Annotated in this window: 22 protein-coding genes and 3 pseudogenes; 9 read left to right on the top strand and 16 right to left on the bottom strand. The window is 68.4% G+C overall.

The features are described from left to right. Window positions 1-140: 140 nt before the first annotated feature. The 5 genes from IEZ15_RS17395 to IEZ15_RS17375 form a co-directional block, all read right to left on the bottom strand. Window positions 141-1,064, bottom strand: coding sequence for a carbohydrate kinase family protein (locus tag IEZ15_RS17395; protein WP_189277844.1), 924 nt, complete (start codon window positions 1,062-1,064; stop codon window positions 141-143). A 758-nt stretch (window positions 1,065-1,822) separates the two neighbouring features. Further along, window positions 1,823-2,113 carry a hypothetical protein gene (locus IEZ15_RS17390; protein ID WP_308427415.1) on the bottom strand — a complete coding sequence of 97 codons (291 nt, stop codon included), beginning with the start codon at window positions 2,111-2,113 and terminating at the stop codon, window positions 1,823-1,825. Window positions 2,114-2,473: 360 nt separating this feature from the next. After that, window positions 2,474-3,715, bottom strand: coding sequence for a lanthionine synthetase LanC family protein (locus IEZ15_RS17385; RefSeq protein ID WP_229845931.1), 1,242 nt, complete (start codon window positions 3,713-3,715; stop codon window positions 2,474-2,476). Between the two features lie 172 nt (window positions 3,716-3,887). Beyond that, window positions 3,888-4,457: a YrhB domain-containing protein gene (locus IEZ15_RS17380; RefSeq protein WP_189277842.1), complete on the bottom strand. Its 570-nt coding sequence runs from the start codon at window positions 4,455-4,457 to the stop codon at window positions 3,888-3,890. Window positions 4,458-4,748: 291 nt separating this feature from the next. Continuing rightward, window positions 4,749-6,257, bottom strand: coding sequence for a glutamate synthase subunit beta (locus IEZ15_RS17375; protein WP_189277840.1), 1,509 nt, complete (start codon window positions 6,255-6,257; stop codon window positions 4,749-4,751). Window positions 6,258-6,878: 621 nt separating this feature from the next. On the opposite strand from IEZ15_RS17375, the gene IEZ15_RS46765 reads away from it, so the two are divergent. After that, on the top strand, window positions 6,879-7,067 hold the full coding sequence (locus IEZ15_RS46765) for a hypothetical protein (protein WP_308427414.1): 189 nt from the start codon (window positions 6,879-6,881) through the stop codon (window positions 7,065-7,067). A gap of 81 nt (window positions 7,068-7,148) precedes the next feature. Next, on the top strand, window positions 7,149-8,357 hold the full coding sequence (locus tag IEZ15_RS17365) for an MFS transporter (protein WP_373302578.1): 1,209 nt from the start codon (window positions 7,149-7,151) through the stop codon (window positions 8,355-8,357). 126 nt (window positions 8,358-8,483) lie between these two features. Here the strand turns inward: IEZ15_RS17365 and IEZ15_RS17360 are convergent, their stop codons facing one another. From IEZ15_RS17360 to IEZ15_RS44705, 7 genes are all read right to left on the bottom strand, one after another. Beyond that, window positions 8,484-9,728 (bottom strand): cytochrome P450 family protein, encoded by a 1,245-nt coding sequence (locus tag IEZ15_RS17360; RefSeq protein ID WP_189277838.1) that lies wholly within the window; start codon window positions 9,726-9,728, stop codon window positions 8,484-8,486. Continuing rightward, window positions 9,725-10,642, bottom strand: coding sequence for an amidohydrolase family protein (locus IEZ15_RS17355; protein WP_229845930.1), 918 nt, complete (start codon window positions 10,640-10,642; stop codon window positions 9,725-9,727). Before IEZ15_RS17355 ends, IEZ15_RS17360 begins: the two co-directional genes overlap by 4 nt. 53 nt (window positions 10,643-10,695) lie before the next feature. Continuing rightward, window positions 10,696-11,583 carry an NAD(P)-dependent oxidoreductase gene (locus tag IEZ15_RS17350; RefSeq protein ID WP_189277836.1) on the bottom strand — a complete coding sequence of 296 codons (888 nt, stop codon included), beginning with the start codon at window positions 11,581-11,583 and terminating at the stop codon, window positions 10,696-10,698. Continuing rightward, a complete protein-coding gene (locus tag IEZ15_RS17345; RefSeq protein WP_114242941.1) occupies window positions 11,580-11,918 on the bottom strand; it encodes an antibiotic biosynthesis monooxygenase family protein in 339 nt (112 codons plus the stop codon). The genes IEZ15_RS17350 and IEZ15_RS17345 overlap by 4 nt, the downstream gene beginning before the upstream one ends. Window positions 11,919-12,202: 284 nt before the next feature. After that, window positions 12,203-12,940, bottom strand: coding sequence for an SAM-dependent methyltransferase (locus IEZ15_RS17340; RefSeq protein WP_189277834.1), 738 nt, complete (start codon window positions 12,938-12,940; stop codon window positions 12,203-12,205). Then, window positions 12,937-13,365 carry a SpoIIE family protein phosphatase gene (locus IEZ15_RS44710; RefSeq protein ID WP_229845929.1) on the bottom strand — a complete coding sequence of 143 codons (429 nt, stop codon included), beginning with the start codon at window positions 13,363-13,365 and terminating at the stop codon, window positions 12,937-12,939. The genes IEZ15_RS17340 and IEZ15_RS44710 overlap by 4 nt, the downstream gene beginning before the upstream one ends. A gap of 8 nt (window positions 13,366-13,373) precedes the next feature. Further along, window positions 13,374-13,811, bottom strand: coding sequence for a hypothetical protein (locus tag IEZ15_RS44705; protein ID WP_229845928.1), 438 nt, complete (start codon window positions 13,809-13,811; stop codon window positions 13,374-13,376). Between the two features lie 272 nt (window positions 13,812-14,083). Between IEZ15_RS44705 and IEZ15_RS17330 the strand changes: the two genes are divergently transcribed. Continuing rightward, on the top strand, window positions 14,084-14,239 hold the full coding sequence (locus IEZ15_RS17330) for a hypothetical protein (protein ID WP_189277832.1): 156 nt from the start codon (window positions 14,084-14,086) through the stop codon (window positions 14,237-14,239). A gap of 434 nt (window positions 14,240-14,673) precedes the next feature. Continuing rightward, a complete protein-coding gene (locus IEZ15_RS17325) occupies window positions 14,674-15,033 on the top strand; it encodes a peptidoglycan-binding domain-containing protein (protein WP_189277830.1) in 360 nt (119 codons plus the stop codon). Between the two features lie 424 nt (window positions 15,034-15,457). Here the strand turns inward: IEZ15_RS17325 and IEZ15_RS17320 are convergent, their stop codons facing one another. Further along, on the bottom strand, window positions 15,458-16,912 hold the full coding sequence (locus IEZ15_RS17320; RefSeq protein WP_114242943.1) for a glyceraldehyde-3-phosphate dehydrogenase: 1,455 nt from the start codon (window positions 16,910-16,912) through the stop codon (window positions 15,458-15,460). Window positions 16,913-17,684: 772 nt separating this feature from the next. Here IEZ15_RS17320 and IEZ15_RS17315 point away from each other — a divergent pair. After that, window positions 17,685-18,482: a serine hydrolase gene (locus IEZ15_RS17315; RefSeq protein WP_308427413.1), complete on the top strand. Its 798-nt coding sequence runs from the start codon at window positions 17,685-17,687 to the stop codon at window positions 18,480-18,482. Between the two features lie 94 nt (window positions 18,483-18,576). On the opposite strand, the pseudogene IEZ15_RS17310 reads toward IEZ15_RS17315, so the two are convergent. Then, window positions 18,577-18,791 (bottom strand): annotated as a pseudogene (locus IEZ15_RS17310) (zinc ribbon domain-containing protein); the annotation flags it as partial. A gap of 141 nt (window positions 18,792-18,932) precedes the next feature. Between IEZ15_RS17310 and IEZ15_RS44700 the strand changes: the two are divergent. Further along, window positions 18,933-19,106, top strand: a complete 174-nt coding sequence (locus tag IEZ15_RS44700; RefSeq protein ID WP_229845927.1) for a TetR family transcriptional regulator C-terminal domain-containing protein — start codon at window positions 18,933-18,935, stop codon at window positions 19,104-19,106. A 378-nt stretch (window positions 19,107-19,484) separates the two neighbouring features. On the opposite strand, the gene IEZ15_RS17300 is transcribed toward IEZ15_RS44700, so the two are convergent. Continuing rightward, complete coding sequence (locus IEZ15_RS17300) at window positions 19,485-20,414, bottom strand: LLM class F420-dependent oxidoreductase (protein WP_189277826.1); 930 nt, start codon at window positions 20,412-20,414, stop codon at window positions 19,485-19,487. A gap of 212 nt (window positions 20,415-20,626) precedes the next feature. Between IEZ15_RS17300 and IEZ15_RS17295 the strand changes: the two are divergent. Both IEZ15_RS17295 and IEZ15_RS17290 read left to right on the top strand, forming a co-directional pair. Continuing rightward, window positions 20,627-21,156: pseudogene (locus IEZ15_RS17295) on the top strand (xanthine dehydrogenase family protein molybdopterin-binding subunit); the annotation flags it as partial. Window positions 21,157-21,174: 18 nt separating this feature from the next. Beyond that, window positions 21,175-21,650, top strand: a pseudogene (locus IEZ15_RS17290) ((2Fe-2S)-binding protein). Between the two features lie 9 nt (window positions 21,651-21,659). Here IEZ15_RS17290 and IEZ15_RS17285 read toward each other — a convergent pair. Then, window positions 21,660-21,854: a hypothetical protein gene (locus IEZ15_RS17285; RefSeq protein ID WP_189277823.1), complete on the bottom strand. Its 195-nt coding sequence runs from the start codon at window positions 21,852-21,854 to the stop codon at window positions 21,660-21,662. A gap of 890 nt (window positions 21,855-22,744) precedes the next feature. On the opposite strand from IEZ15_RS17285, the gene IEZ15_RS17280 reads away from it, so the two are divergent. Continuing rightward, on the top strand, window positions 22,745-25,276 hold the full coding sequence (locus IEZ15_RS17280; RefSeq protein WP_189277821.1) for a Pls/PosA family non-ribosomal peptide synthetase: 2,532 nt from the start codon (window positions 22,745-22,747) through the stop codon (window positions 25,274-25,276). The last annotated feature ends 35 nt before the right edge of the window (window positions 25,277-25,311 follow it).

The raw sequence follows: 25,311 nt of genomic DNA, 5'->3' as shown, positions 1-25,311 counted from the left end.
GTCATCGCGCCGTCGGCGGACGTCAGCCGGGCCGCGCCGGGCGCTCCGAGCCCGGGCGTTCCGCTTCATCGTTTCGGTTGCTGCCGCCGCGGGCAACGTGAGGTGGTCGCTGCCCGCGGCGTCCGGGGCCGCCCGGAGGTCTACTGACTCCTGCTCCGGACCTGATCCGACGCCAGAAGGGCCTCCTGGGCAATGAGGGCGGTGGAACCCGGAGCCGTGCAGGCATGGGCGCCCGCCACCGCGCCCAGGCGGGCGCATTCCAGGGCGTCCCGGCCCACGAGTCTCCCGTAGAGGAAGCCGCAGACGAAGGCGTCACCCGCGCCGTTGGAATCCACCACCGGTCCGGGCGGAACGGTCGCCGGAATGTGGTGCGGGACCGAGCCGCCGTTCCGGGTGAGAACGTAGGAGCCGTCTGCGCCGGCCGTGACGACGACGGTGTCCGCGCGGCCCTCGCGGAGGATCTCCCGCATCAGGGCGGTGGCGTCCTGGCCCGCGCCCGCCGCGCTGAGGAAGACGAGGTCGGAACGGAGCGCGAACTCCCGGTGGTGGTCGGCCAGTCCGTCCCAGTCGTGCAGATCCGTGGAGACGGGGACACCGAGATCCTCGATGTCGTCGTAGAGGAAGCGCGCGAAATTCATGATGGAGAGGTGGACGTGGCGGGTGCGCCGCAGCCGGGGAAGATAGAAGTCCCGGGGCATCCGCAGACCGGCCGGGTCGCGGGCATCGTAGAAGGACATCCGGCGTCCGGTCGCGTCCACCAGGTTGACCGCGCGGCGGGTGCCCGCCGACGAGATCAGCGGGGCGAACTCCACGTCCCCCTCGGCCATTCGCTCACGCACCTGCGCACCCGTCCAGTCGTCGCCGATGCAGTCGAGGAGTGCGACCTTCAGGCCGAGCGCCCGGGTCCCGAGGGCCACATTCCCGCCGGTATGGCCGGGCCACTCCTCGATCGGCCCGACATGGACCGAGTCGGCGAGCGGGACCGGCAGTGCGTCGACGCGGACAATGGTGTCCACTCCACTGCCTCCGACCACCAGGACGTCGTATTCCGTGTGTTGTTGCATCACCGTTCCGCCTCTCTGTTCCCGCCGCGCCCAGTATGGCGTGGCTACGAGATGCGGTTCGGCCCGTCGCACACCGACCCCTTGGAAGTCGCGCCCGTCGAGCGGGGGTTGTCAGACCTGTCTGCGACGGTGCGGGGGTGCGAGGCGCCGCCCGAATCAGCGCTGGGGAAGACGAAAGTGAAAGGTCGGAATGTCGGCTGGGAAGGCGTGGGTCGGCAGGACCGGCAGGGCCGGCACAGGACCTGTTCGTGCTGCCTGACGGGGAACGCGGACTGACCGAGGCGGAACGCACGACGGCGCAAGAGGGCAGAAGGCCCGTCGCGGCGCCGGGAAGCTTCCCCTACGAGGGCTCCGCCGGGCAGCGGGCACCAACCCGGTGTCCGGTCCGGGGGCCTCACGCAGGATTCGTGGCCCCGACGAGCCACTCCCTGCCCGTCGGCAGTCCCGACTCCTCTGTTACCGGATACTTGCCGGTGCCGCAGCGGCCGGCGCGGTGAGCCTGGTCGCCATGGCCGCCTGGCAGATCGCCCCGTTCGGCGGCGGCGATCGGGCGCAGGCCCTCCAACTGGCGTGCGGGAACGGCGGGTGGCTGCCGTGGCGGGCATGATGGCGCCGGCCGCTCAGCGGTCCCCACGGCCCACAGCGCACTCAACTGGCCGAGTGAGATGACTTCTTACTGACGCGCTCTGGTTCAAGCTTGGAACGGTGGTCCAATCCTGTCCATATGGATGGCGTGTTGGCAGGCCAACCCGTGCAGGCTACGCGTGCCGTGCGTCGGCGAGCTTGTCCAGTTCGCGCATCGCCTCCGCGTGGGCACTCATCCGGCTGCTCACACTGCCGCTCGTGAAGAGTGCCACACCAGCGACCGACACGGGCACGGCCAACCCGAGCACAGCCAGGGCCTCAGGCCAGTCGCGTTCGTTCTGACACCAATCTCCCCTTTGCAGGCCGTCGTTGGCCGTACCGCGCTCGGTCAAAAGCCTTGACTCGCACTTCTCGGGGTAGCGGTCGCCGGGCTCCTCATCGACCTCGTACGGCGTGAGCAGCAACAGAGCACACCATGTCCACTGGAGCGCCGCCACAGCCAACAGACCGATACCCCAGGCGTGGCGTGTGTTCGCCGGGCCCTGTCGCGGAAGTCGAGGTCGTACTCACGTGATCGCATGGCGAACGAATCAAGCAGCGTGTTGTCGCAGCTCGGGCGCCCGCCAGGCCCATCCCTGAGTCCGTCTCACGTGACGTTGTCCCTGACGTGCGAACCGAACAAGGCCGGGTGGGACGGAGGCAAGGTGTCATGAGACGGGACACCGAAGCAGCAGGTCAACTCACGGTTGCCCGATATCGGGTTTTTGGGGGCGAGCGTTCGCCGGTCACGGTGACCGTTCGGCGAACGGAGCCGCAACAGGCACTCAGGCAGTGGGCGGGTGGTCCGGGAAGGGGACCGCATACCGCGGGTCCCGGTTCGCGGTGATGCGGGCGTGGCGCAGGAGCTCACGGATGATGCCCGCGTTGCCCATCGCCCAGCCGGTGGCGGGGGCGAGGTCACTGGGCGTTTCGCGGTGTTCGAAGTTGGACCAGCGGATGCCGTTGGCATCGGTCGTCGCACGGGCCGCGAGGTCGGCGACGAGGACGTCGGCGAAGTCCTGGCCGTCGCCGCGTTCGACCTGGCGATCGCAGGCGAGGGCGAGGACGCCGGCGGTGCCGCAGCAGCGGCCGTTGTTGTCCCAGAAGCCGGGGCGGATCCGTCGTGGGATGCCGGAGTTGACCACGGTGTGCCAGCAGCGGTCGGCGAGGGCGGGCCAGGCGGGGTCGTCGGGCAGGATGTGGCTCAGGAAGCGGAACGCCTGGGCGTCGCCGGCCGTGCCGTGGCACCAGCCGTAGCTATGCCGTTCGATCTTCTCGTGTTGCTGTTGCGGGTCGGAGTGCGCGACAAGGAAGCCGTCCGGACCGGCTTCGTTGCGGGAGACGACGTCGGCGGCGCCGGCCAGTGCGAGGTCGACAAGGTCGGAGCGGTCGGCAGCCCGGCCGACGGCGGCGAGCGCGTAGACGATGCCGAGGGTGCCGTGCGACATGTGGTGCATGCGGGGGACCGCGCCGGCCCGGATCTCCCACTGGACGCCGGCAGCGGTGGGTTCGGCGGTGTGCGGGTAGCGTTCGACGGCCAGTTGGGCGAGGTCGAGATCGCCGCACTCCAGCGCGGCGAGCGCTACGCCAGCGTTGCCGACGATCAGTTCGAAGCAGTCGTTCCACCCTGCGCCGTCGTAGCGGGACCGCAGGACATCCAGGGCACGGTCGGCGGACGCCCCCGCCGTGGTGTCGCCGAGCACACGGTGCACACCCCGCAGGGCGACGGCCATTCCGGCCACCCCCGTGTAGAGGCCGCTGGGCTCCCAGTCTTCGACCGCGTCAGCGACGCTGCGGGCAGCGCGCAGGGCCGCGTCGGCGTACCGGTCGTCTGCGAAGTACCGCCATGCGTCAAGGAGGGTTGGCAGCACCCCCGAAGTCCCGCTGTACAGAATCGGCGTGACCTGGTCGTCGGCGAGGGTGTCCGGCCAGGCCAAGCCGTCGTCCACGTCCCGGGCAGCCTTCAGCAGCCACTCAAGGGCCCCGACGGCAAGTGACTCCGCGTTGTCCGGTGCACTGGTGATCACCGCCCTAGCGTTCCACAGAGTTGGGGTGCCCGACGACCCCCGGCAAGCGGCATTTCCCCACCCGCCCGCCGACCCGCGGGCTCCGGATCCACCCCGGCGCGGCCGCGGCCGCGCTCGCCGCATCGACAACGACCCCAGCCCCACGGCGCCGAAACGAGCCCGCCGCCGGACGTCAGCCGGTCTGGCGGGGCGCACCGGGTCGAATGGTTTTCACAGCGAGTACCGGGTCGAGAGGCTCAACGAGTTCCTTGGTGGCCACGGCCACAAGGCGCGCTGGGGCATCACCTTCCAGCACAGCGCTCACGTACTCGATGGCCTCCGCAGGCGACAGTACCGGCAGACTCCGGCGCAGGGTCCGCACAGCGTGCATGCGTCCGTGTGTAGCGGCGACTGCGTGTATTGCGGCGTGCAGATCGTCCACTGCGGTGCGTACCGGTAGCCCACGTATCCGGGCTCGATAGTCGGCCTCCCACTCTCCGGTTACCGCGGAGACGACGCCGATCCGGTGCAGTCCTCCGTCGACACGGTCGACCAGGTACGGCCCGTTGCCGATCAGCATGAACTTCGAGTTCTGAGTCCGTACGAATTCCTCGGACTGCCAGGAGACGATCCAAACCAACTCGTGCGCCCTGACACGGACCACAGCCATCCGCATCGCGTCCCCATCCGCAGCTCGCCACTGCTGATAGTCGTGCTCCAGCTGTTCTTCGACAGCCTGAACGGCGGTTCCTCGCGCAATCACGTGTGCAGCATCCCGTACGAGTCCGGTCTCAATCAGTGCATTTCCACGGCTCGCGGCCACCTGGAAGGGTCTGACGGACCTTCGGAATACGGCAGCCACGGACCGCCTACGTGAAGCGGGACTGGTTCGGCTGCATGGCGTCCCGCAAGGAGATCTGAAAGGCCCCTGCGACACGGCTCTGGCTCCGGGCAGCGTCATTCGCCGAGCGTGACTGGACCAAGGTGTGCGATCCCGCGACGGGCGGTCCGGTCGTCCACCGACAGTCGGCCGGATGCCGACGGCGACGCCGCGTCAGGCGACCAGAGGCCGGTCCTGTGGGGCGATGGGCGCCGGAAGCGCCGTGGATCCGCTCAGATAGCGGTCCGTTGCGGCCGCTGCGGACCGCCCCTCTGCGATGGCCCACACCACGAGGGACTGGCCGCGTCCCGCGTCACCGGCGATGAACACCCCGACGGTCCCGGCGCCGGCTGCCCGCTCGGCCGACTTTGCCGTTTCGGCCGCGAAGGCAGCATTCCGGGCGAAGTTCCCCCGGTCGTCCAGCGTGAGTCCGAGCTGCCGCGTCAGGCCGGTGCCCCGTTCGGGACCGAAGAAGCCGAGGGCGAGCAGGACCAGATTCGCCGGAATCACACGTTCCGTCTCCAGCCGCGGCCTTCTGTCCTCGGGCTCCACTTCCGCCAGTCGCAGCGCGCGCACTTGGCCGGACCGGTCCCCTTCGAAGCTGAGGGTGGCGGAGGAGAAGACTCTCGGATCCGTGCCCTCTCGCCCCCGGGCCTCTTCATGAGCATGGGATATCCGATAGACCTTCGGATACACGGGCCAGGGTTCGGTGTCCCGCCGGATGTCACCGGGCTCCGGATTGATGTCCAACTGCACGACGGAGGCGGCGCCCTGACGCAGGACGGTGCCCAGACAGTCCGAGCCGGTGTCTCCGCCGCCGACGATCACCACGTTTTTGCCCTCGGCGGTGACGACGGGCACGTCGTGGTCGCCCTCAGCGACCCTGTTGGCCAGGGTCAGGTAGTCCATGGCCTGGTGGATGCCGTGGAGCTCACGGCCCGGGACGGGCAGTTCCCGTTGCCCCGTGGCTCCGACGGCGATGACGACCGCGTCGTGCCGCTCCACGAGCTCGGTGGCGTCGAGATCGCTGCCGACGTCCACACCTGTGCGGAACTTGGTGCCCTCCGCCCGCATCTGCTCGATGCGGCGGTCCAGGTGGCGCTTCTCCAACTTGAACGCGGGGATGCCGTAGCGCAGCAGCCCGCCGATGCGGTCGGCGCGCTCGTAGACCGCGACGGTGTGACCGACGCGGGTGAGTTGTTGTGCTGCCGCCAGTCCCGCGGGGCCGGAGCCGATGACTGCGACGGTCTTGCCGCTGAGCCGCCCGGGCGGTTGCGGCGTCGCGTATCCGCGCGCCCAGATCTGGTCGGCGATCACCTGTTCGACATTCTTGATCGTCACCGGATCGGCATTGATGGTGAGCACGCAGGCGTCCTCACACGGCGCCGGGCACAGCCGCCCGGTGAATTCCGGGAAGTTGTTCGTCGCGTGCAGCCTCTCGGCCGCTGCCCACCAGTCGCCCTTCCTCGCGTACGCGTTCCACTCGGGGATGAGATTGCCCAGCGGACAGCCGCTGTGGCAGAACGGTATGCCGCAGTCCATGCAACGCCCGGCCTGCGCGGACACGAGCGGAAGTCGCGCCTGCCCCGCGTAGACCTCGTTCCAGTCGCTCAGCCGCTCCTGGACAGGACGCGCCGGGACGGGCCGGCGGGATGTCTTGAGGAAGCCGTAGGGGTCGGTCATGCGCCGCCTCCGTCGCTCACTCGCGGTACACAGGCGTTACGGCCAGACTACGCCCGCACACCACTACGACCACCTGCTCGGTGCAGCGGTTTCAGCGCAAGCCGGGGGGTGCCGCGGACAGGTTGTCGATCACTCGTCGAAGGCCAGCCGTTGCCGGCGGAGCGGACTCCTTCCGCTTCTGCTCTGCCTGGCTGTCGCCTGTACGGGTGGTGCATCCCTGGCCACGGTCGTAGCGTCGATTCAGGAACAACTGCGGAAAGCACGGCGCCACCGCCACCGACACATGCTTCTGGCGCGCAGCGCGCGGGGCGAGTGAGGCGTACCCGCGGGGTCGCCCGGGCTCGGAAGAGAGGCAGCTGGGGAGCTGATATGCAAAGAGACAAGTTCACAACAGCGGTCATGCTGTGTGCTGCCACAGCGCTCGCGGCAGCGGTAGCACCAGCGTCCGCATCCGCAGGGTCACCCGCGGCCGCCCATGCAGTGGTGGTCGACTGTTTCTCGAATTCGCAAGTACGCCCCGGCGACTTCTTGCTCGCCTGCGGCGATGGCAACAACCGCCTCATCGAACTTCGGTGGTCCACTTGGGGACACACGTCCGCTGTGGGCAGAGGACTCGACGCAGTGAATGACTGTCAGCCCTTCTGTGCCGCCGGCAGGTTCCACTCCTACCCCGTCATCGTCAGGCTCGACCGCCCGGACTCCTGGAAGAAGCACCCTGAGCTGAAACGCTTCACACGGCTGCAACTCACCTACACCGACGGCAGGCCGTCGCAGACGCCGCGGGACGTGACATACAAACTCTGGGACTGATGATCCTGACGTCCCTCAATCCGCCTCGTCACCTCGTGCCGGGTGCCTCTTCAGTGGGTGGCCGCTCATAGGGTGGCGTGCGTGATCGTTCGCGCGGACGCAGTGGACGCAGGCGACGGCCGACGGCCGGGTTATCCGGCTGCGGCAGTGGTTTTCGCCATCGGGATGGCCGGGACCACCCTGCCCACACCGTTGTACGGGCTCTACCAGGAACAGATCGGGTTCTCCGAGCTGGTGGTGACCGTTGTGTTCGCCGTGTATGCCGTCGCGGTCATCACCGTGCTTCTGGTGGCGGGAAACTACTCCGACGAGGTCGGCCGCAGACCGGTGCTCCTGTGCGCCATGGCTTTGTCGGCCGCGAGTGCGGGTTGCTTCCTCCTGCAGAGCGGTCTGCCTCTGCTCTTCGCGGGGCGGCTGTTGTCCGGCTGCGCGGCCGGCTTGCTGAGCGGTGCGGCGACAGCGGCCGTCATCGAGCTGGCCGGTCCGGGGCAGAAGGCGCGGGCCGGGTTCGCCGCCACCGCGGCGAACATGGGTGGTCTGGGCTGCGGGCCGCTGCTCTCCGGCCTCCTCGCGCAGTACACGCCCTGGCCGCTGATGCTGCCGTTCTGGGCCCACCTGGGGCTGGTGGCTGTGGCCTGTGGGATCACCTGGTTCCTGCCGGAGACCGTGGCGGAGCCGAAGCGATGGCCTCCTCTGACGCCGCAGGGAGTCACGGTGCCTCCCGAGGTGAAGGGCGTGTTCGCGCCCGCCTCGCTGGCGGCGTTCGCCGGCTTCGCGCTTCTCGGGCTGTTCACGGCGGTCGCGCCGAGCTTCGCTTCGCAGACGCTGGGTGTACGCAACCTGGCTGTTTCGGGCGCCGTTGTGTTCTCCGTGTTCCTTGCTTCGACCGTCGGGCAGTCCTTGACACACCGGATCGGCGCGCGCCTCGCGCTCCCCGTGGGGTGCGGCATCCTCGTCGTGGGCCTGCTGCTCGTGGCGTCATCGCTGATCGCCGAATCCATGCTCCTGCTCGTCCTGGGGGCCCTGTGCGGCGGCGCCGGCCAGGGGCTGGCCTTTCGCGCGGCGCTCACCCTGGTCAGCGATGCGGCGCCGGCACAGCATCGTGGCGGCACGATTTCGGCGTTCTTCGTCGTCGCCTACGCCGGGATCTCGGTACCGGTGGTGGGGGTCGGCGCCATGGCCACATGGCTGGGGCTGCGCCAAGCCGGGCTGATCTTCGCGGGCTGTGTGATGCTGCTGGCGGCGGGGGCGGGAACGTACGCTGCGCGCAGGCCGCCGACAGCGGTGTAAACGGTCACGACGACGGTCGGGACGCCGGACAGCCACCGCATCCGGAATCGATACCCCGAGGCGGCCGGGCCGCCCCGGGGTCTTTGAGGCGGCCCGGACAGGATGCCAGTGTCTTCCCGCTGTGGGTCACGGCACGGCAGGCTTGAGCACGACAGGCAGCTCCGCGAGGCCGCGGAAGGCCGGGAACGGAACCTCCATCCAGGGCGCCTCGCGCCCGGGGTCCGCCAGAGCCGCCCTCGGGAAACGGCTGAACAGACCCGTGAGAGCGAGTTGCACCTCCAGTCTGGCCAGAGGCGCTCCCAGGCAGTAGTGGATGCCGTGCCCGAACCCCAGATGGGCACTTTGCGCATTCGCCGGTCGCGTCACATCCAACTCGTCCGGAGAGTCAAATTTCAGCGGGTCGCGATTGGCCGAACTGAGCGCGATCTGAACCAGGGAGCCCTTCGGAATCCGCGTCCCGGCGATCTCCACGTCCTCGGTCGCGAAGCGGAACGTCGCGCTCTCCACCGAGCCCTCGAAGCGCACCAGTTCTTCCACAGTCTGTCCGATCAGCTCCGGGTTCTCCTGCACGGCGCGGAGCTGGGCGGGATGGGTGAGGAGATGGTGGACGGCGTTGCCGATGAGGTAGGCGGTTGTCTTGTGCCCCGCGAACATCAGCAGGAACGCGGTCGAGATCAGCTCCTGCTCGGTGAGCCCGCCATTTTCGTCCTGGGCCGCGGTGAGCGCGCTGAGCAGGTCCTCACCCGGGCGGCTGCGCTTGCGCGAGAGGAGATCCGCGAAGTAAGCGTGCAGGTTCTCTTCCGCCTTCTGCTGGGCCTGCTTGGATTCCTTGCTGAATCCTGTCTGCGCCACCGTGGTGGACAGGCGCTGCAGCTCCGACCGTTCGTCCGGCGGCACGCCGAGCAGGTCACAGATCACGATGATCGGCAGCGGGAACGCGAACGCGGTCAGCAGGTCGACCGGTTCGCGGGTCGCACAGTTGTCCAGCAGCGTGTCGACGATGTCCTGGATCCGCGGCCGCAGCGAGTCCACGCGACGCGGGGTGAACGTGGAGCTGACGAGTCTGCGCAGCCGGGTGTGCTTGGGCGGGTCGGAGTTGAGCATGTTGTCGTCCAGAGCCACGGACGAGTCACCGAAGATCCTCCGGTAGGCGTCCATGGCCCCGTACATGTCCTTGCTGAGCCGCGGATCCGCCAGGGCCGCTCTCGCGTCCTCGTACCGCGTGATCAGGTACGTATCGATGCCGTGCGGCGGCCGCATGGGGCAGACGGGTGCCGTGTCCCTGAGGCTCGCGTAGACCGGGTGCGGGTTCCGTCGGAACTCGGGGGTGCACCGCTCGGCTGCGGCGACCGGATCGTCCACAGTGGTCACGGACGGCTCCTGAGGTCGAAGAGGGCCTCGGCATTGCCGCCGAGGATGAGCTGCTGGGACGCCTTGTCGATCGGCAGCTTCTCGATCATGTGCATGAACTCCTCCAGGGGCACGGACATCGGTGGCGAGTCCGTGCCGAACAGCATCCGCTCCGGCCCCAGCACCTCCGCGTTGAGGCCCAGGTGCGCCGGACTGAATGTGCTGGTGTCGACATACATGCGCTGCAGTGCGCCGCCCGGGTCGGCCGACGGCGGAGTGGAGGATGGAGCCGGGGCCGAGGACGGCGCAGGCGGTTTGCCCCCGCCCCAGTGCCGGGGACGCGCCGCTGTCTGCAGGCGTTCCGGCAGCAGCGCCAGGGCACCGCCGCCGGTGGCACCGATCAGCCGCAGGCCCGGATATTTGTCCAGCCACCCCGCGAACGCGATCATCGCCATGCCCATGGTGACGTCGCCGAACCGGCCGATCTGCTCGACGAAGCCGAAGTCGTCGACCCGGTCCGTGCCGATCGGTTCGGCCGGGGCGTGCACCAGGACCGGCACTCCCGTCTCGGCGGCCAGTGAGAAGAAGGAGTCGGCTCGCGGGGAGCCGAGCAGTTCGCCGTGGACGCTGGAGGTGGTGATCAGGCCGACGAAGGCGGGATCCGCCAGCGTCTCCCGGACTCCTTCCAGGTGATCGTCGTCGCCGAACGGGTTGGCGTACACGTACCCGCGCAACTGGTCCGGGAAGGTGGCGATCAGGCCCGACATCCAGGCGTGGAAGCTTCGGAGCCGGTCTCGTGGTTGCGAGTAGTTGTCGACGCCCGGAACCCGCGCCATGGCGCCGGCGCCGACCGGGCTGCCGATGATGGTGAGGTCGATGCCGGCCTGGGCGCGGGCGGCCAGCATTCCGTCGACGTCGGTCAGGCTGGGAGGCATGGGAAAGCTTCGGGCGGCCTCCGGTGGGGACAGATGTCCGTGGATGTCGATGATCACGTGTGAGTTCCCGGGTTCGGTGTGAGTGCGTGGGCGACGGCGACACAGTCCTCGTCGCCGTGTCCCTGGTCGGTGGCGCGGACGTGGGTCTGGGCGGCTGCGTCGACGAGGGGGAGCCGCAGTCCGGCCGCCGCAGCCTGCTCGGCAGCGAGCAGGAGGTCCTTGGCCATCAGGCTCAGCCGGAAGTCGGGCTTGTCGAAACGCCCGACTGCCAGCCGCTTGGACTTGAACGCCATGACGGGCGAGGCGAAGCCGCTGCCGGCAATCGTTGCGAGGACGAGCTTCCGGTCGAGTCCGGTGGCGGCCGCCAGCTCGACGGCCTCGGCCAGAGCCTGCACCTCGATCCCCATCAGCAGGTTGAGGAGCAGCTTCATCCGCATGCCGGAACCGAGTTCGCCGAGGTGGACGACCTCCTTGCTCAGCAGTTCGAGCAACGGCCGCCGCGCGGTGAAGACCCGTTCCTCGCCGCCGACGAACAGCCGCAGCTCACCGCTGCGGGCGTGCTCCCGGTTGCCGAGCATGCCGACGTCCAGGACGGAGTGCATGCCGCCGGTGAGGCGGACGACCTCTTCGGGGGCGACCGTGCTGGCGCAGACCAGGGCTCCTGGGTACGCGCCCCCGGCCTGGATCCCGTCCGGTCCGTGCAGCACGGCGGCGAGGGCATCGCCGTCGGCCACGGTGCAGATGGCAGCGCTCGTGCCCTCGACGGCGTCGGCCGGATGGGCTGCGGCGACGGCGCCGGCCCGGGCGAGCGGTTCGGTCCGCTCCGCGGTGCGGTTCCAGACCCGCACCTGTACGCCCTGCTCGAGAAGGCGAGTGGCCAGGCCGGTGCCCATCGTGCCGAGCCCCAGGACGGCGACGGGGCCAGTGGTGGGGTGCGTCATGCCTTCACCCCCACGGTCTCCTGAATGACCCGGTATCGCAGCGACTGGGTCTGGTCGACCCAGGCGCGCAGCGGAGCCAGCAGTGCGCGATGGTCCTCGCTCTGTTGCCAGGCGAAGAAGTGGTCGGGCGTCTCCCACTCGCTGGTGATCACCCACTGGCGGGAGTCGTCGACGGGTTCTCCGAGCCGGTCGATGATGTGTCCCGGGACGCTGGCTACGGAATTCCGTATTTGATCGTACGCCTTCAGAAACCCCTGCTCACCGCCCTCGATGACGTGGACCGTGTACACCACGGAAAGCCTGTCGGCCGAGCGGCCGTTCTGCTCAGCGTGCATGTCTTCTCCTGAAGGCTGAGATCTGTAAGAGCACGATTCCCACAGACTCATGACCCACGTGGCCACGCAACTCCGGCGTGGCCGCAGCCCAATGGAGAGAAGGCAGCCCCCACGTTTGCTGACGCGGACGGGTGAGATCGGAAGGGCCTGCTCGGCGCCCACCGGAACCGCTCCTCCGGGCCGGAGCCCGCTTCGGACTCGGCCGACTCGTCGAACGCCCCGGGGCCCGGACGTCCCTGCACGATCTGTCGGGACGGGGCCGGGGCGCCGGGGCTCGTCCGGGGTCAGTCGGATGTACGGCGCAGGACCAGACCGACGAAGCCCCACATGTCCCGGTAGACGCGCAACCATTCGGTGCGGCGGATGGCGGCTGTCTCGAGCACGTGCGAGCTGTCCGGGTCGGCAGGGTGGTCCAGAGCCCAGGAGGCGAGTGCTCCCCAGCAGGCCCACTCGTAGTCGTCCAGCTCGCGGCGCGTGCTGATATGCCCGTGGACGGGAGTCCACCCGTCGGCGACGACACGGTCCACGGTGGTCGCCAGGTCGGTGAGGTCCCCGAACATCTCGACGGCCTCCGGTGACGGCTCACGTTCCCAGAAGCCCTCGCCGATCAGGACACGGCCGCCCGGGGCCAGGTGCTTGCGCGCCGCCGCGAGGGTGGGCAGCAGGCCGCCGAAGGCGTGCGTGGCCCCGACGCTGAGTACCAGGTCGAACGAGTACGTGGAACGGAAGTCCGCAGCCTCCTGGTGGTGCAGTGCAAGGCGCGTGTGGACGCCGAGGCGGCTCGCGGCCTCACGGGCCTGCCGAAGCGCGTGCTCGGAGGTGTCGACGCCCTCGGCGAGCAGGTTCGGGTGCGTGTTCAGGGCGCGCAGAAGCCACTCCCCGCCGCCGCAGCCCAGGTCGAGTACCCGCTCGTCGCCACGCGGGACGCCCCGTTCCAACAGTTGTCGCACCGAGTCGTCGTCGAGAGGGGACTTGATCGGGTGGTCGGCATGGGCAATTCCGGATATCTGTTCACGGTTCACCGGCAAAGCCTGACAGCGCCGGAGATCGCGCGCATGTCGTTTTCCTCTGGGACTCGACTCCCCGTCAGACAACAATGGGGAAACGGGATCCGGACCGTCGGACCCGTGCCGCCCACCCCCAACGGGCGCGCGGGGTGCAGACTCGGGACTGTGACGGCGTGCCCTGGGCTCAGCAGCAGCGGTGCAGGGTGTCCGCAGCTGGTCATGCGGCTGATTCGGCCCTGGTCGGGTATCTCCAGCAGCAGGACGGTGGCGAAGCGTTCCCCGGCCTCCTCTTCCGGCTCGAAGTCGGCCTGGTAGGGGGAGATGCTCTGTTCGAGGGCCGCGGCCAGTGCGGGCAGGCCGGTGTGCTGGTGGGCGGCCTCGCGGAAGGCGCCGAGCAGAAGGGCGGCTTCTCCGATGGCGGCCAGGCCCTTGCCTCTCACATCACCGATCAGCACCCGGGTCCGCCGTCGATGCGGGTGGTTGCGTACAGGTCGCCGCCGATCTGGGCCGCGTCCTCGGCAGCCAGGTACAGGCAGGCGATCCGTAGCGGGCCGATACGGTCCGGGAGGGGCCACAGCAGGACGTGCTGCGCGGCTTCGGCCACCGACCGCACCTGGTCGAGCTCCCGTCTGCGCCGCTCGCGTACCACGCAGAAGAACACGATCAGGACCGAGAGCCCAGCGAGGGCGGCAATCTGCACCACCACGTTCCGGGAGGACAGTAGGCCGAAGTACAGGCCGATGTATGTCTGGGCCGCCACGGCCAGGAGCCCGATCGCTCCGGTCAGCAGGGGCCCGGCGAATGAGGCAGTGATCGCGGGCGCGATGACCAGCAGCGGTCCCAGATGGATGTCCTCAGGCACGAAGAGGTCCACGACTGTGATCACGATGATGAGCACAACGGGAATCGCCAGCAGGGCATGGCCCGGCCGCCATGACCCCCGCAGACGTGCAAGACGTTCACTGAGGCCCACGTCTTCCACAGTGCACCGCCCCCGGGCGGCTGACGAGTCGGCCGGATGCGGTCCGGCCCGGTGAGCTCCTCGCCACGTGCTGGGGCTGAGCGCGGAGCTCCCGCTGAGCGTCGTGGACGTGCTGCCCGGCCGGACAGCGCGTTACGCTCATTTTGTATGCATACGTTCCGACTGTGGAGGCGGCCATGAGCGAGAACGACGAGTACCCGACGCCGTCGCAAGCAGAGGGCGAGAGGCTGGAAGAGGACATGAATCCGGCCGAGGAGCGGCACCCCGCCACGACACGGACCCAGCCGTCCCAGGCGGAGGGTGAGCGCCGCGCGGAGGACACGGAGACCTGACGGAGGCGGCAACTGTACGGTGGCGGCTCCTTGCCGGTTCGCGCCGCAGGGGCCCCAAGCGCATGCGTGCGCCTGCGCCGCGAGAAACGGCCCCTCACACGCCTGCCTCCCAGGCCGGGGCACCGTCACACGCTGACAGCCGTGGTAAGTGAGCAGCGCAGCGGCAGCGGCCGCTCCAAGCTGCGATTCCCCCCTCCCCGGCCGACGTCCGCCTCCCCGAGGGCCGCGGCGGTCGGCGCCGCCGGGCTGGGCACCCTGACCACGCCGCTCCGAAGGCCCCTGCCTTCACCAAGCGGTCGTCCGCGCACCGCCGACCGGCCTCCGGGCCGGCCAGTGCACTTCGCGCGGGCGCGGCGGTTCGAATGCGCGGGACGACGCTTGCGCCCCCATGCTTGGTGGAGGCGCAGATGCCCATATGGATTGGAGTGCCCGACATGATCCGTCGCAAGTGTGCGGCCCTCGGCACAGCACTGCTGACCGCCGGGGCTCTGGCGACGACGACGCACGATGCGGCCGCCGCCGAGGAGACATGTTCCTACACGTCCTCCACCGATCGTCCCGTGCTCACGTACGTGAACACCGGTCCGTCCGTGAAACAGGCGCAGTGTCTGAGCAATGTGTGGGGCGGCGTTCCGAAACTCGCCGTCGACGGGGTCTTCGACTCAGCCACGTCGAAAAAGATCATCTGGATTCAGGGGTGCCACGGCCTGGACAGGACCGGGGTTGTCGAGGAGAACACCTGGCAGGTGCTTTACCACCCCGCCCTGGACTGCTACGACCCGTATCCGGGATGAGCTGCCCAGGTTTGGCCGGGACTGCTGTCGCCGGAGCTGCACCACCGCAGGCGGACTCCAGGGAGTGGCCATCACGGTGAGCTGAGGGTTGAGCTGCTTCGCCTGGCGCAGCAACGACAGTATCTACTGGTGGTCGTGGCGACGCTGAAGCGTCTCAGTCTGCCGCGCGGCATCGAACCGACGACCGACCCGAGGCTATGAAGCCGCGGGTGAACTCCTCGACCTGCCCGAACGCCCCACCGCGCTGATCGCGTTCGACGACAGGACCGCGGTCGGGGCTCTGCGGGCCGCGTACGAACGAAAACTGCGGGTTCCTGACGTACGGCCAATTCCGCTGCCGGTGGCGGGGGCGGTGGGGCGGCAACCGATGCCGCCCCACCGCCGCCCCGTCTGCCGGGACGCCGGACCGGATCGTCCGCCGAGATCAGACCGCCGGGACCGGGTAGGTCGGGTACTCCACCCCGGAGACGTGCTGGACGACGCGGATGACCTGGCAGGAGTAGCCGAACTCGTTGTCGTACCACAGGTAGAGGATCGCGTTGTCGCCGTCGACCTTGGTGGCGCCGGCGTCGACGATCGAGGCGTGGCGCGAGCCGATGAAGTCGCTCGACACCGCGTCGGGGGCGGTGGTGAAGTCGATCTGGCGCTTGAGCGGCGAGGTCAGCGACACGTTGCGGAGGTAGTCGAGAACCTCCTCGCGGGTGCTCTCGCGCCCGAGCCGCAGGCTGAGGATCGCGATCGAGACGTCCGGCACCGGGACGCGGATCGAGCTGCCGGTGATCGGCGCCTTGAGTTCGGGCAGCGCCTTGGCGACGGCGGAGGCGGCGCCGGTCTCGGTGATGACCATATTGAGCGGCGCCGAGCGGCCGCGGCGGTCGGAGCTGTGGTAATTGTCCAGCAGGTTCTGGTCGTTGGTGAACGAGTGGACGGTCTCCACGTGGCCACGCAGGACGCCGTACTCATCCGCCATCGCCTTCAGCGGCGGGACGATCGCGTTGGTGGTGCAGGACGCGCAGGACAGGATCTGCTCATCCGGCTTGATCGTGTCGTGGTTGACCCCGTGCACGATGTTGGGGACGTCGCCCTTGCCCGGCGCGGTCAGGACGACCTTGCCGATGCCGGGGCGCAGGTGCTTGGACAGACCCTCGCGGTCGCGCCACTTGCCGGTGTTGTCGATGAGGATGGCGTTTTTGATGCCGTACGCCGTGTAGTCGACCTCCGACGGGTCGTTGGCGTAGATCACCTTGATCTCGTTGCCGTTGGCGATGATCGTGCTGTTCGCCTCGTCGACGGTGATCGTGCCCTGGAACTGGCCGTGGATGGAGTCGCGGCGCAGCAGCGAGGCGCGCTTGACGAGATCCCCGTCGGCCCGGCCGCCGCCCCCGCGGACGACGATGGCGCGCAGGCGCAGGCCGTTGCCCGAGCCGGCCTTCTCGATGAGCAGGCGGGCGACGAGGCGGCCGATGCGGCCGAACCCGTAGAGCACGACATCGCGCGGTTCGCGGCGCTCGATCTTGTCGGCACCCGTGGCACCGGCGACGGCCTCGGCGGTGAACTCCGCCACCGAGAGACCTCGGCCGTCGGTCCTGTACGTCGCGGCGAGCATGCCGATGTCGATCTGGGAAGGGCCGAGATCGAGCGTGGCAAGAGCCTGCAGGAACGGCAGCGTCTCGGTGACCGAGAGTTCCTCACCGGCGATCTGCCGGGCGAATCGGTGGGTCTTGAGAATGCTGACCACCGACTTGTTCACCAAGGAGCGGCTGTGAAGCAGGACTGTGACGTCCCGCTCCCGGTGCAGCTTCCCGATGACGGGGATCATCGACTCCGCGATCTCCTCGCGGTTCTTCCAATTGGTGAACGAGTCGTCATTGACAGTCACAGGTTTATCTTTCGAGCTAGGCGGCGCTCATATGCTAACCCCCCGCCACTTTGATCATTCAATCGGTGCCACCTGAGTGGGATGTCGCGAGCGAGTCCCCCGGCCCACCGCGCGGTACCGGCAGCCATCACCACAGCCTCCGCCGGAACGGCACCCGGGCGCGGGGTGCGCCGGACCGGAACGGACTCCGGGCCCACGCAGCAGCGAGTCGGGGATCCCCGACAGGACCCGGCCGGCGCGAGCCGGCCGACTGCGGGATCGAACGCTCCCGGAGCGGGCCGAGCATCACGATGCGCCCCGTCGGCGCGCCCGCGCATCCCGGGCAGGACATGGACCGCCCTGCCGCCTCGGCGTTCGGGGGCGCCGCCTCAGGGGCTGCCGATTTGACGAACGTCACATATCGACAAAGTACTCATATCGGGCATTTCACCCCAGATTTTCAAGATCGCTGATCCGGGGCCACGTATCGTCGCCGTGGCCTATGAATTGGGATCCGATCCGGTATCGCTGAGCCCCGATTCCCATTCATCGATTCTCCGCGGCCCGTACAGACGCCAGGGCCGCGACCCGCTGCAGCCCACTTCGCTGAGCGGTTGTAAGCAAGCGCAGCGGGATTCCGGCTCTCGGTCGGCCGCGCGAGGTCCGGCGAGATGACCCACGGCACACAGCGAGACAGGACACAGCCTTCATGCATGGATCTGACATATTGACCTGCTCGCGGCGTGGTCTGGCCACTGCCCTGGCCGCAAGCTCGTTGCTCACCGTATTCGCCTTGGCAACCCCGGCGTCGGCCGGCACCGCCAGTGCCACGGCGGGTGGTTCGAAGGTCGTCTGTACCTCGAAGAAGCCAGGACTGGCCTCCGAGCTGTCCCACGACATAGCCGGGGCTCTCAACGGGCGACAGGGCACATGGTCGCTGGCCCTCTACGACCGGATCACCGAAACCAGCTGCGAGCTCAAGGCCGACACGCATTTCGACTCCGCCAGCGTGGTGAAGGTTTCGGTGCTCGGAGCACTGCTACGGCAGGCCGAGGAGGCACACCGGAAGCTGACTCCGCGGGAGGTGAAGCTGGCCACTGCCGTGATCACCAAGTCGGACAACGAATCGACCTCCGCACTCTGGCACCAGATCGGTTCCGCCGGCTTCAAGAAGTTCCTGACGCTCGCACAGATGCGGCACACCGTTCCTGGTGCAGGTAAAAGCTGGGGCCTCACCCAGATCACCGCCGGCGACCAGCTCCGGCTCATGCAACTGCTGACAACGGAGAATGCGGTGCTGACCCCCACCTCGCGCAGCTACGCTCTCGGTCTGATGAATCACGTCACCCCCGGCCAGCAGTGGGGGGTGCCCGCCGGATCACCCGCTACGGCATCCGTGCACGTCAAGAACGGCTGGCTGCCACGCACCACCGGCGGATGGCGGGTGAACAGCGTGGGCGCCTTCACCGGCGGCGGTCACGACTACGGCATGGCTGTGCTCTCGACCGGCAATCGCACGATGGACTACGGCGTCGGCACGGTCGAAGGCGCGGCGCGCGTCATCCATCGTGATCTGACGGGTGCCGCTTGACGGCGAGCCGTTGCGCGGGAGGCGCCTGCTCCGACTGTTCCTCCGGGCATCGGCTCTCGTGGCTCCTCCCCGCTCTGAAGAGCGGGGATTCTCGCTATGCCGGTTGGGCTTCGCGACGGACCGGCCCGGCCCGTAGGACGTCGAGAGCCCCGACTGTGTCGGCGTGTGCGCTGTGGCCGCATTCGACGCAGTGGAACTTCTCCTGTGTGGGCCGGTTTTCCTTTGCGGTGTGCCCGCATTCGGGGCAAGTACGGGCGGAGTTGCGGGGTCCACGGCGATCACTTCCCGCCCGGCGCTTTCAGCCTTTGCACGCCCACGGGCCACGCGACCCGCGCTGGACCCTGTGGATCGAACTATGGCGCGCACGGAGTCGAACGAGCCGCTGCGCCAGGCCCGGGCCGAGATCGATCGCGGCTGGCAGGAGACCTCGAATCGCTCCTCGCCAAGGGCGTGCGGCAGGGCCACTTCGCTGCGGACCTGGATGCGACGGCGCGCGCTTGCGAACTCCTGGCCCTGCTCGACGGGTTGAGTACGCGCGTCGTCCTCGGCCGGCATGGGGCGGACCGAGACAGAGCGCTGCGCATGGCACTGTCGGTGACCGAGCGGCTGATGGAGCAGGGGTGAGCCGGCCGCTCAGGAATCGGTCCGGAGGGCCCCGGCCCAGGACACCGCCCACCGGGCGGGGCCTTGACGCAACGCGTCGGTCACTACCCGCGCGGCCCGCTCACTCGTCCCGGCCGCAGGCGCGCTGACCCTGCCTCGAGATCCACGCCGCGGGACAGCCGTCCGAACAGCGTTGGAGGATGCCCGGCTGAGCGGGATGCCGACAGCCCGTGCGGGCCGGAACGGTGCTGGGACGAACGCATCCCTCCCAGCACCTCTCCGAGCGGCGGTTGCGACCAACGGCGGCGCACGACCGGAACACCTCAACAGGCCTGCGGCGAGACGGTCTCCGCAGTCCGTCCGTGCCGGGCAGCGGGCCCGGACACCATCGTGCGATCGTCAGACGCCCGCGGCTCGCGCTGCCTCGTACACCTCGGCCGCCACGTCGATCAGCTCCGCGGCGTCGCGCGTCGCGCCCTGGAGATCCAGCAGGAATTCCGTTACGCCCGTTTCGGCGTGTGCCACCAGGTCTTCGACGATCTGCGCCACGCTCCCGTGGAAGGGCTGTCGGCCCGCACCCTCGAACGGCTTGGCGCTGTAGCGCGCATTGGCACGGGCACAGACGTCGACCGGACGCTCCCGACCGCGCTCGGCTGCCACGTCCTGTACCCGCCGCCACTCCTCGGCCAGCCGAGCGGCGCCCATGGCCACGGGCATCCAGCCGTCCGCCCGGTCGACCAGACGGCGGGTGGCACGCGGGCTGTTCGCGGGCAGGTAGACCGGAATGGGGCGCACCGGCTTGGGGCCGACCTCGGACGGGGCGATGGTGGTCAGCTCGCCCTCGTAGGAGACAGGGTCCGGGCCCCAGACGGCCGCGCACACGTCGAGCAGCTCGTCCAGGACCGCACCACGCCTCTCGAAAGGCGCGACGGAGGCGGCTGCATACTCGTCCAGAGACCATCCCGTGCCGAGACCCGCGATCACTCGCCCACCGCTGGCGACGTCCAGCGAGGCCAGGGAACGGGCCAGTTGGAACGGCACGTGCAAAGGCGCGACCAGGACGCTGGTGCCGAGCCGGGCCCGGCCGGTGGCCGCGGTGGCCAGCGCGAGCGTGACGAGTGGGTCGGCGACGCTGCGGTACTGGTCGGGCCACGGAAGCCCCGGTACGCCGTACAGCCCCTGAGTGGCGGGCTCAGGAAACAGGACACGCTCGAAGACCCAAAGACTCGCGTATCCGGTCTCCTCCGCCGCGCGAGCCACGCCGGCCACATCGCGGCCGATGTCGTACTGCTTCATCTGCGGGAGACCGAGACCGAGTGAGATCGTCATGTACGCACTCCTTCATGATGACTGCTGGACAACTGACGCAGGACACCCATTTGTCCCTTATCCGGTGTCCGTCGAAACGTTCGGCGAAAGGGGCAGGGGCGCCCCCGCTGCCAAGTCTCGTCGATCGGGCACGGCAGCAGCCCAGGCTGCTACCAGGTGACGGGGAGTTCGTGACTCCTCCACCCCGTGAACAGGGTGGCTTCTCGCTATGCCAGGGAATCGGCCTGTACTCGGAGTACCGGGGCGCGGTCGCCACGCTCGTCGAGATCGGCTGTCGGCCGCAGACCGTCAACCGGAAGGTCCGGGACGCGGTGACGGGACCGCGCGTCACAAGGGCCCTGATGGTCGTCGACGCGGGATTCGCCATCAACCCCCGTGGCCTGGACACCCAGATGATGGGCCGTCTCAACGACGCCCCCACCATGGCCCTCACCACCAGCCTGCACATCAAGAACGGCATCCCGCTGGAGGGCAGTTGGGACAACTACTTCTACACACGGCAGTGGAACACCCCGCCCGAACTACGGGTCGTCGTCATGCCGAGCACCAGCGACAAGCCTTCCGGAGCAGGAGAGTTGGGGGTCGCACCCGCGTTCGCCGCCATCGCCTGCGCGTACGCCCGCGCGACGGCACGATGCCGACGAGCTTCCCGATCAACCATGGCACCCTCGGCTTCGAGCCGTTGCCCCTCGAACCGTCCACACCCCAGTCCCCCACCGACGGTCTTGACCGCGCCTACTGAGGAGCCCTGATTCCAGCCATGGCAAGCCACACTTTCAAGCTCAACGGCGAGCAGATAACCGTCGAGGCCGAGGACGATGTACGACTGTTGTGGGTGCTGCGCGACCTGCTCGTCGTCACGGACCCAAGTACGGCTGCGGTCTCGGCGTGTGCCACGCCTGCACGTCGCACATCAACGGCAAGGCCTTCAGCCCGTGTTCGGTTCCCGTGTCGAAGATCGCGCCGGACGACGAGATCACCACGATCGAGGGGCTGCCCGCCACCGTCGGCAAGGGCCTGCACCCGATGCAGGAGGCCTGGCTGGACCTGGACGTCGCGCAGTGCGGCTACTGCCGGCCGGGCCAGATCACGGCCGCCGTCGCCAACGTCCGGCAGGCCACTGCCGATGGACGCGAGATCGAGGACCGCGACCTCGACGAGATCCGCAACATCTGCCGCTGCGGCACGTACACGCGTATCCGGGAGGTCATCAAGGAGGGCGCGAAGAACATGTGACCCGGGCCGTCAGCCGCTGTACACCCACTGCTGAGGAGGCGACCCGTGCGCGACCTGGCGGCAGAGCTGCTGTGCCGCCGGAACGACGGCGATCCCGCCGCAGGCGGCAACCCGGCACGCCAGGTCGGGGCGACCCTCGCCGCGCGCGCCGACAGTACCGTGCTCGGCAATGTCCGCGGCGGCCGCGCCGAGAGCGCGATCCACGGGCCGGACCTGGAGGTCGTGTCACTGGGAACACCTCGTCCGCCCGGTCTCGAACCTCGGACGGCACCACCCCGACAGCTGATCTTTTGGGCGCGGGACCATGCCGCCCCGTTCTCCGGGGCCGACCGATTCCTGGGGTTCCACGTCATCGTGTGCGATGCCCTCGCGGCCTTCATCAACGCCTGTACGCGAAGCTGCTCGCCTGCCGGCACCACCCGATCGGCCCCGGCCCGGGCGCCGTCACCCCGGAGGACACCGCGTTCTCCATCACAGTCGAGATCTTCTCCGTACGACGCGGCGGTACGGGCCGATCGCTGACCCGGACATGTCCGTCCCCCAAGCGGCGCCCGTCCCGGCTTCACCCGGTTCGCCCAGCGTCCCGATCAGTCTTCCGTCGCGGTGAGCGAGTGCGAAGAGGGCGGGCGCGTTCGGCATCGGTCCCGACTGCCTTGTCCATATCCACGCGCTCCTGCGGGCCGGTCACCCTCTTTTGGCGGATATTGCGCGCCCCGGCGCAGCTCCCTCCCGGATCAGGCACACGCCACTCGCATGCAGTAGGACGAGACCCGTGCGCAGCTCGTCGCCGCCCATTGGGCGGAATCGTGGATGAGGAATTTTCCGGGCAGCGAGCTCTCCGTGCTGCGGACGCCAGGCGCTCGGCAGCGAGGGATCCCTGGCCGCCATCGAGAGCCACTGCCGCGCCAACGCGATCGAGTTCGAGTGGCAGCCCGGCAGTGGACGGCTGAGACTAAGGCGACGGTTTGGGAATCGGACAACGGATCCCGACCTCGTGACTTCCGGACCACTCGCTCCGGCCATCGAAATAGCGCGAGTACGGGCGCCGACCGTAATGGCCGACGACACTCGAAAGTTCGCTTCAAGGAGCCCGCATGCAGGAGAAATCCGTCGAGGTCTTGATGTCCGGGCCGGATGAATCTGCGCTCAGCACACGCAGGTACACCGGCCCGGGGACCGGCATCGAGACAGACCTCGCCGAGGTGCTGGCTGACGTCATGTGCGTCGAACGGGTGTCGGTCGACAGTCACTTCTTCGATGACCTCGGCGCCAACTCGTTGGTGATGGCCCATTTCTGCGCACGGGTCAGGAAGCGTTCGGACCTCCCATCGGCGTCGATGAAGGACATCTACCAGTACCCGACGATCCAAAGCCTGGCGACGGGTCTCGCGGACGCCGCGCCCGCCCCCGTCGAGTCGTCGGTGCCGGCACCGACCGAGGTGGTGACTCCGGCCGGCACGGTGCAGTACGTCCTCTGCGGAACGCTGCAGTTCCTGCTTTTCCTGGGATATTCGTTCCTCGCCGGCCTTGTTGCCGACCGGGGCTATACGTGGGTCACCGCCGGCTCGGATTTCATCGGTATCTACCTGCGCTCGTTCGTCTTCGGCGGCGTCGGCTTCGTCGGTCTGTGCACCTTCCCGATCGTGGCCAAATGGCTCCTCGTCGGCCGGTGGAAATCGCGCGAGTTCCCGGTCTGGGGCCTGACGTATCTGCGCTTCTGGACCGTCAAGGTGCTGATCCATGCCAATCCGATGATTCTCTTCGTCGGCAATCCCCTGTACGTGCTGTACCTGCGAGCCCTGGGCGCACGGGTCGGCAAGGGAGTCACGATCCTCTCCCACAGTGTTCCGGCCTGCCCCGACCTGCTCACGATCGGCGACGGCACGGTGATCCGCAAAGACTCGTTCTTCCTCTGCTACCGGGCGCACGCCGGCCGTATCCAGACCGGTCGGGTCACCCTTGGCCGGGACGTTTTCATCGGCGAGAAGACCGTGCTCGACATCGACACGTCGATGGGTGACGGGGCGCAACTCGGTCACACATCGACGCTGTACAGCGGGCAGGTGATCCCGAACGGCCAGCACTGGCACGGATCCCCGGCACAGGTCACGGAGCACGACTACGTGACGATCGGGCCCGCCAAGTGCGGCACGCTGCGCCGGGTCGGCTTCGGCCTCATCACCGTGCTTCAGCTGTTCTTCCTCTACGTGCCACTGGTTGTCGGGGGCGCGTACATGCTGGTGACCCAGGTCCCGGCGCTGCACAACCGGCCGGGCCCGGGCACGGTGGGGTTCACATCGCCGGATCTCTACATCGACGCGCTGATCCTTTCCTCCATTCTGTTCTTCGGCTTCGTCGCCGTGGGCCTGGCCGCGCTGTTCACCGTTCCGCGCCTGCTGAACCGGTTCGTCGAGCCGGACAAGGTCTATCCGCTGTACGGGTTTCACTACTCGGCGCACCGGGCGATCGGGCGCATGACCAACGTGAAGTTCTTCAAATGGCTGCTCGGTGACAGCTCCTACATCGTCCACTATTTGCGCGGCCTCGGATACGACTTGTCCCGGGTCGAGCAGACAGGGTCGAACTTCGGCACGGAAGTGCAACACGAGACCCCGTATCTGTGCTCTGTCGGCAGCGGAACGATGGTCGCTGACGGGCTCTCCATCGTCAATGCCGAATTCTCGAGCACGTCCTTCCGGGTGTCCCGGGCCTCGATCGGGCCACACAACTTCATCGGGAACAACATCGCCTTTCCCTCAGGGGCCAGGACGGGCGAGAACTGCCTCCTCGCGACGAAAGTGATGGTTCCGCTCGACGGCGAGGTACGCGAGGGGGTGGGCCTGCTCGGCTCGCCGTGCTTCGAGATTCCCCGTTCGGTCGAGCGTGACTCCCGGTTCGACCATCTCCGGAACGGCGACGAGTTGGGCCGCAGCCTCGCCGCAAAGAATCGCTACAACATCCGCTCGATGATCTTCTTCCTGCTCGTGCGGTGGCTGCACTTCTTCGTGCTCACGTTGATCGGTCTGGCGAACTTCGATCTCTACGATTCCTACGGGCATCTGCTGATCGTCGCGTACCTGGTGTTCAGCCTCGGGTTCACCGCCGTCTACTTCGTACTGGTGGAGCGCGGCATCGCGGCATTCCGCTCGCTGCAACCGCAGTTGTGTTCCATCTACGCGCCGTACTTCTGGTGGCACGAGCGCCTCTGGAAGGTGCCCGACACGTACCTCGACGTCTTCAACGGGACCCCTTTCAAGAACGTGATCTGGCGGATGCTGGGTGTTCGGCTCGGCAGCAGGGTCTTCGATGACGGCTGCTATCTGACGGAGCGGACGCTCACCACCATCGGGAGCGACTGCACGCTCAATGCGGGAAGCAAGATCCAGTGCCACTCGCAGGAGGACGGCACCTTCAAGTCCGATCGCAGCACGATCGGCGCCGGCTGCACCCTCGGTGTGGGGTCCCACGTCCATTACGGCGTGACGATGGGCAGCGGCGCGGTGCTCGCCCCCGACTCCTTTCTCATGAAGGGCGAGGAAGTCCCCCAGAACGCACGCTGGGGAGGAAACCCCGCCGCGGAAATGCGAGATGCCCCCGATCAGCCCGAAGCGTTGACGCGGGGATAGCAGCGCCGCCCTTGTCAGCGCTGAACAGCACGGTC

The sequence above is a fragment of the Streptomyces atratus genome, from assembly GCF_014648655.1.
GTDB lineage: Bacteria > Actinomycetota > Actinomycetes > Streptomycetales > Streptomycetaceae > Streptomyces > Streptomyces atratus.
Note: the sequence above shows the minus strand (reverse complement) of the source record. Positions and strands in the feature narration are given on the sequence as shown.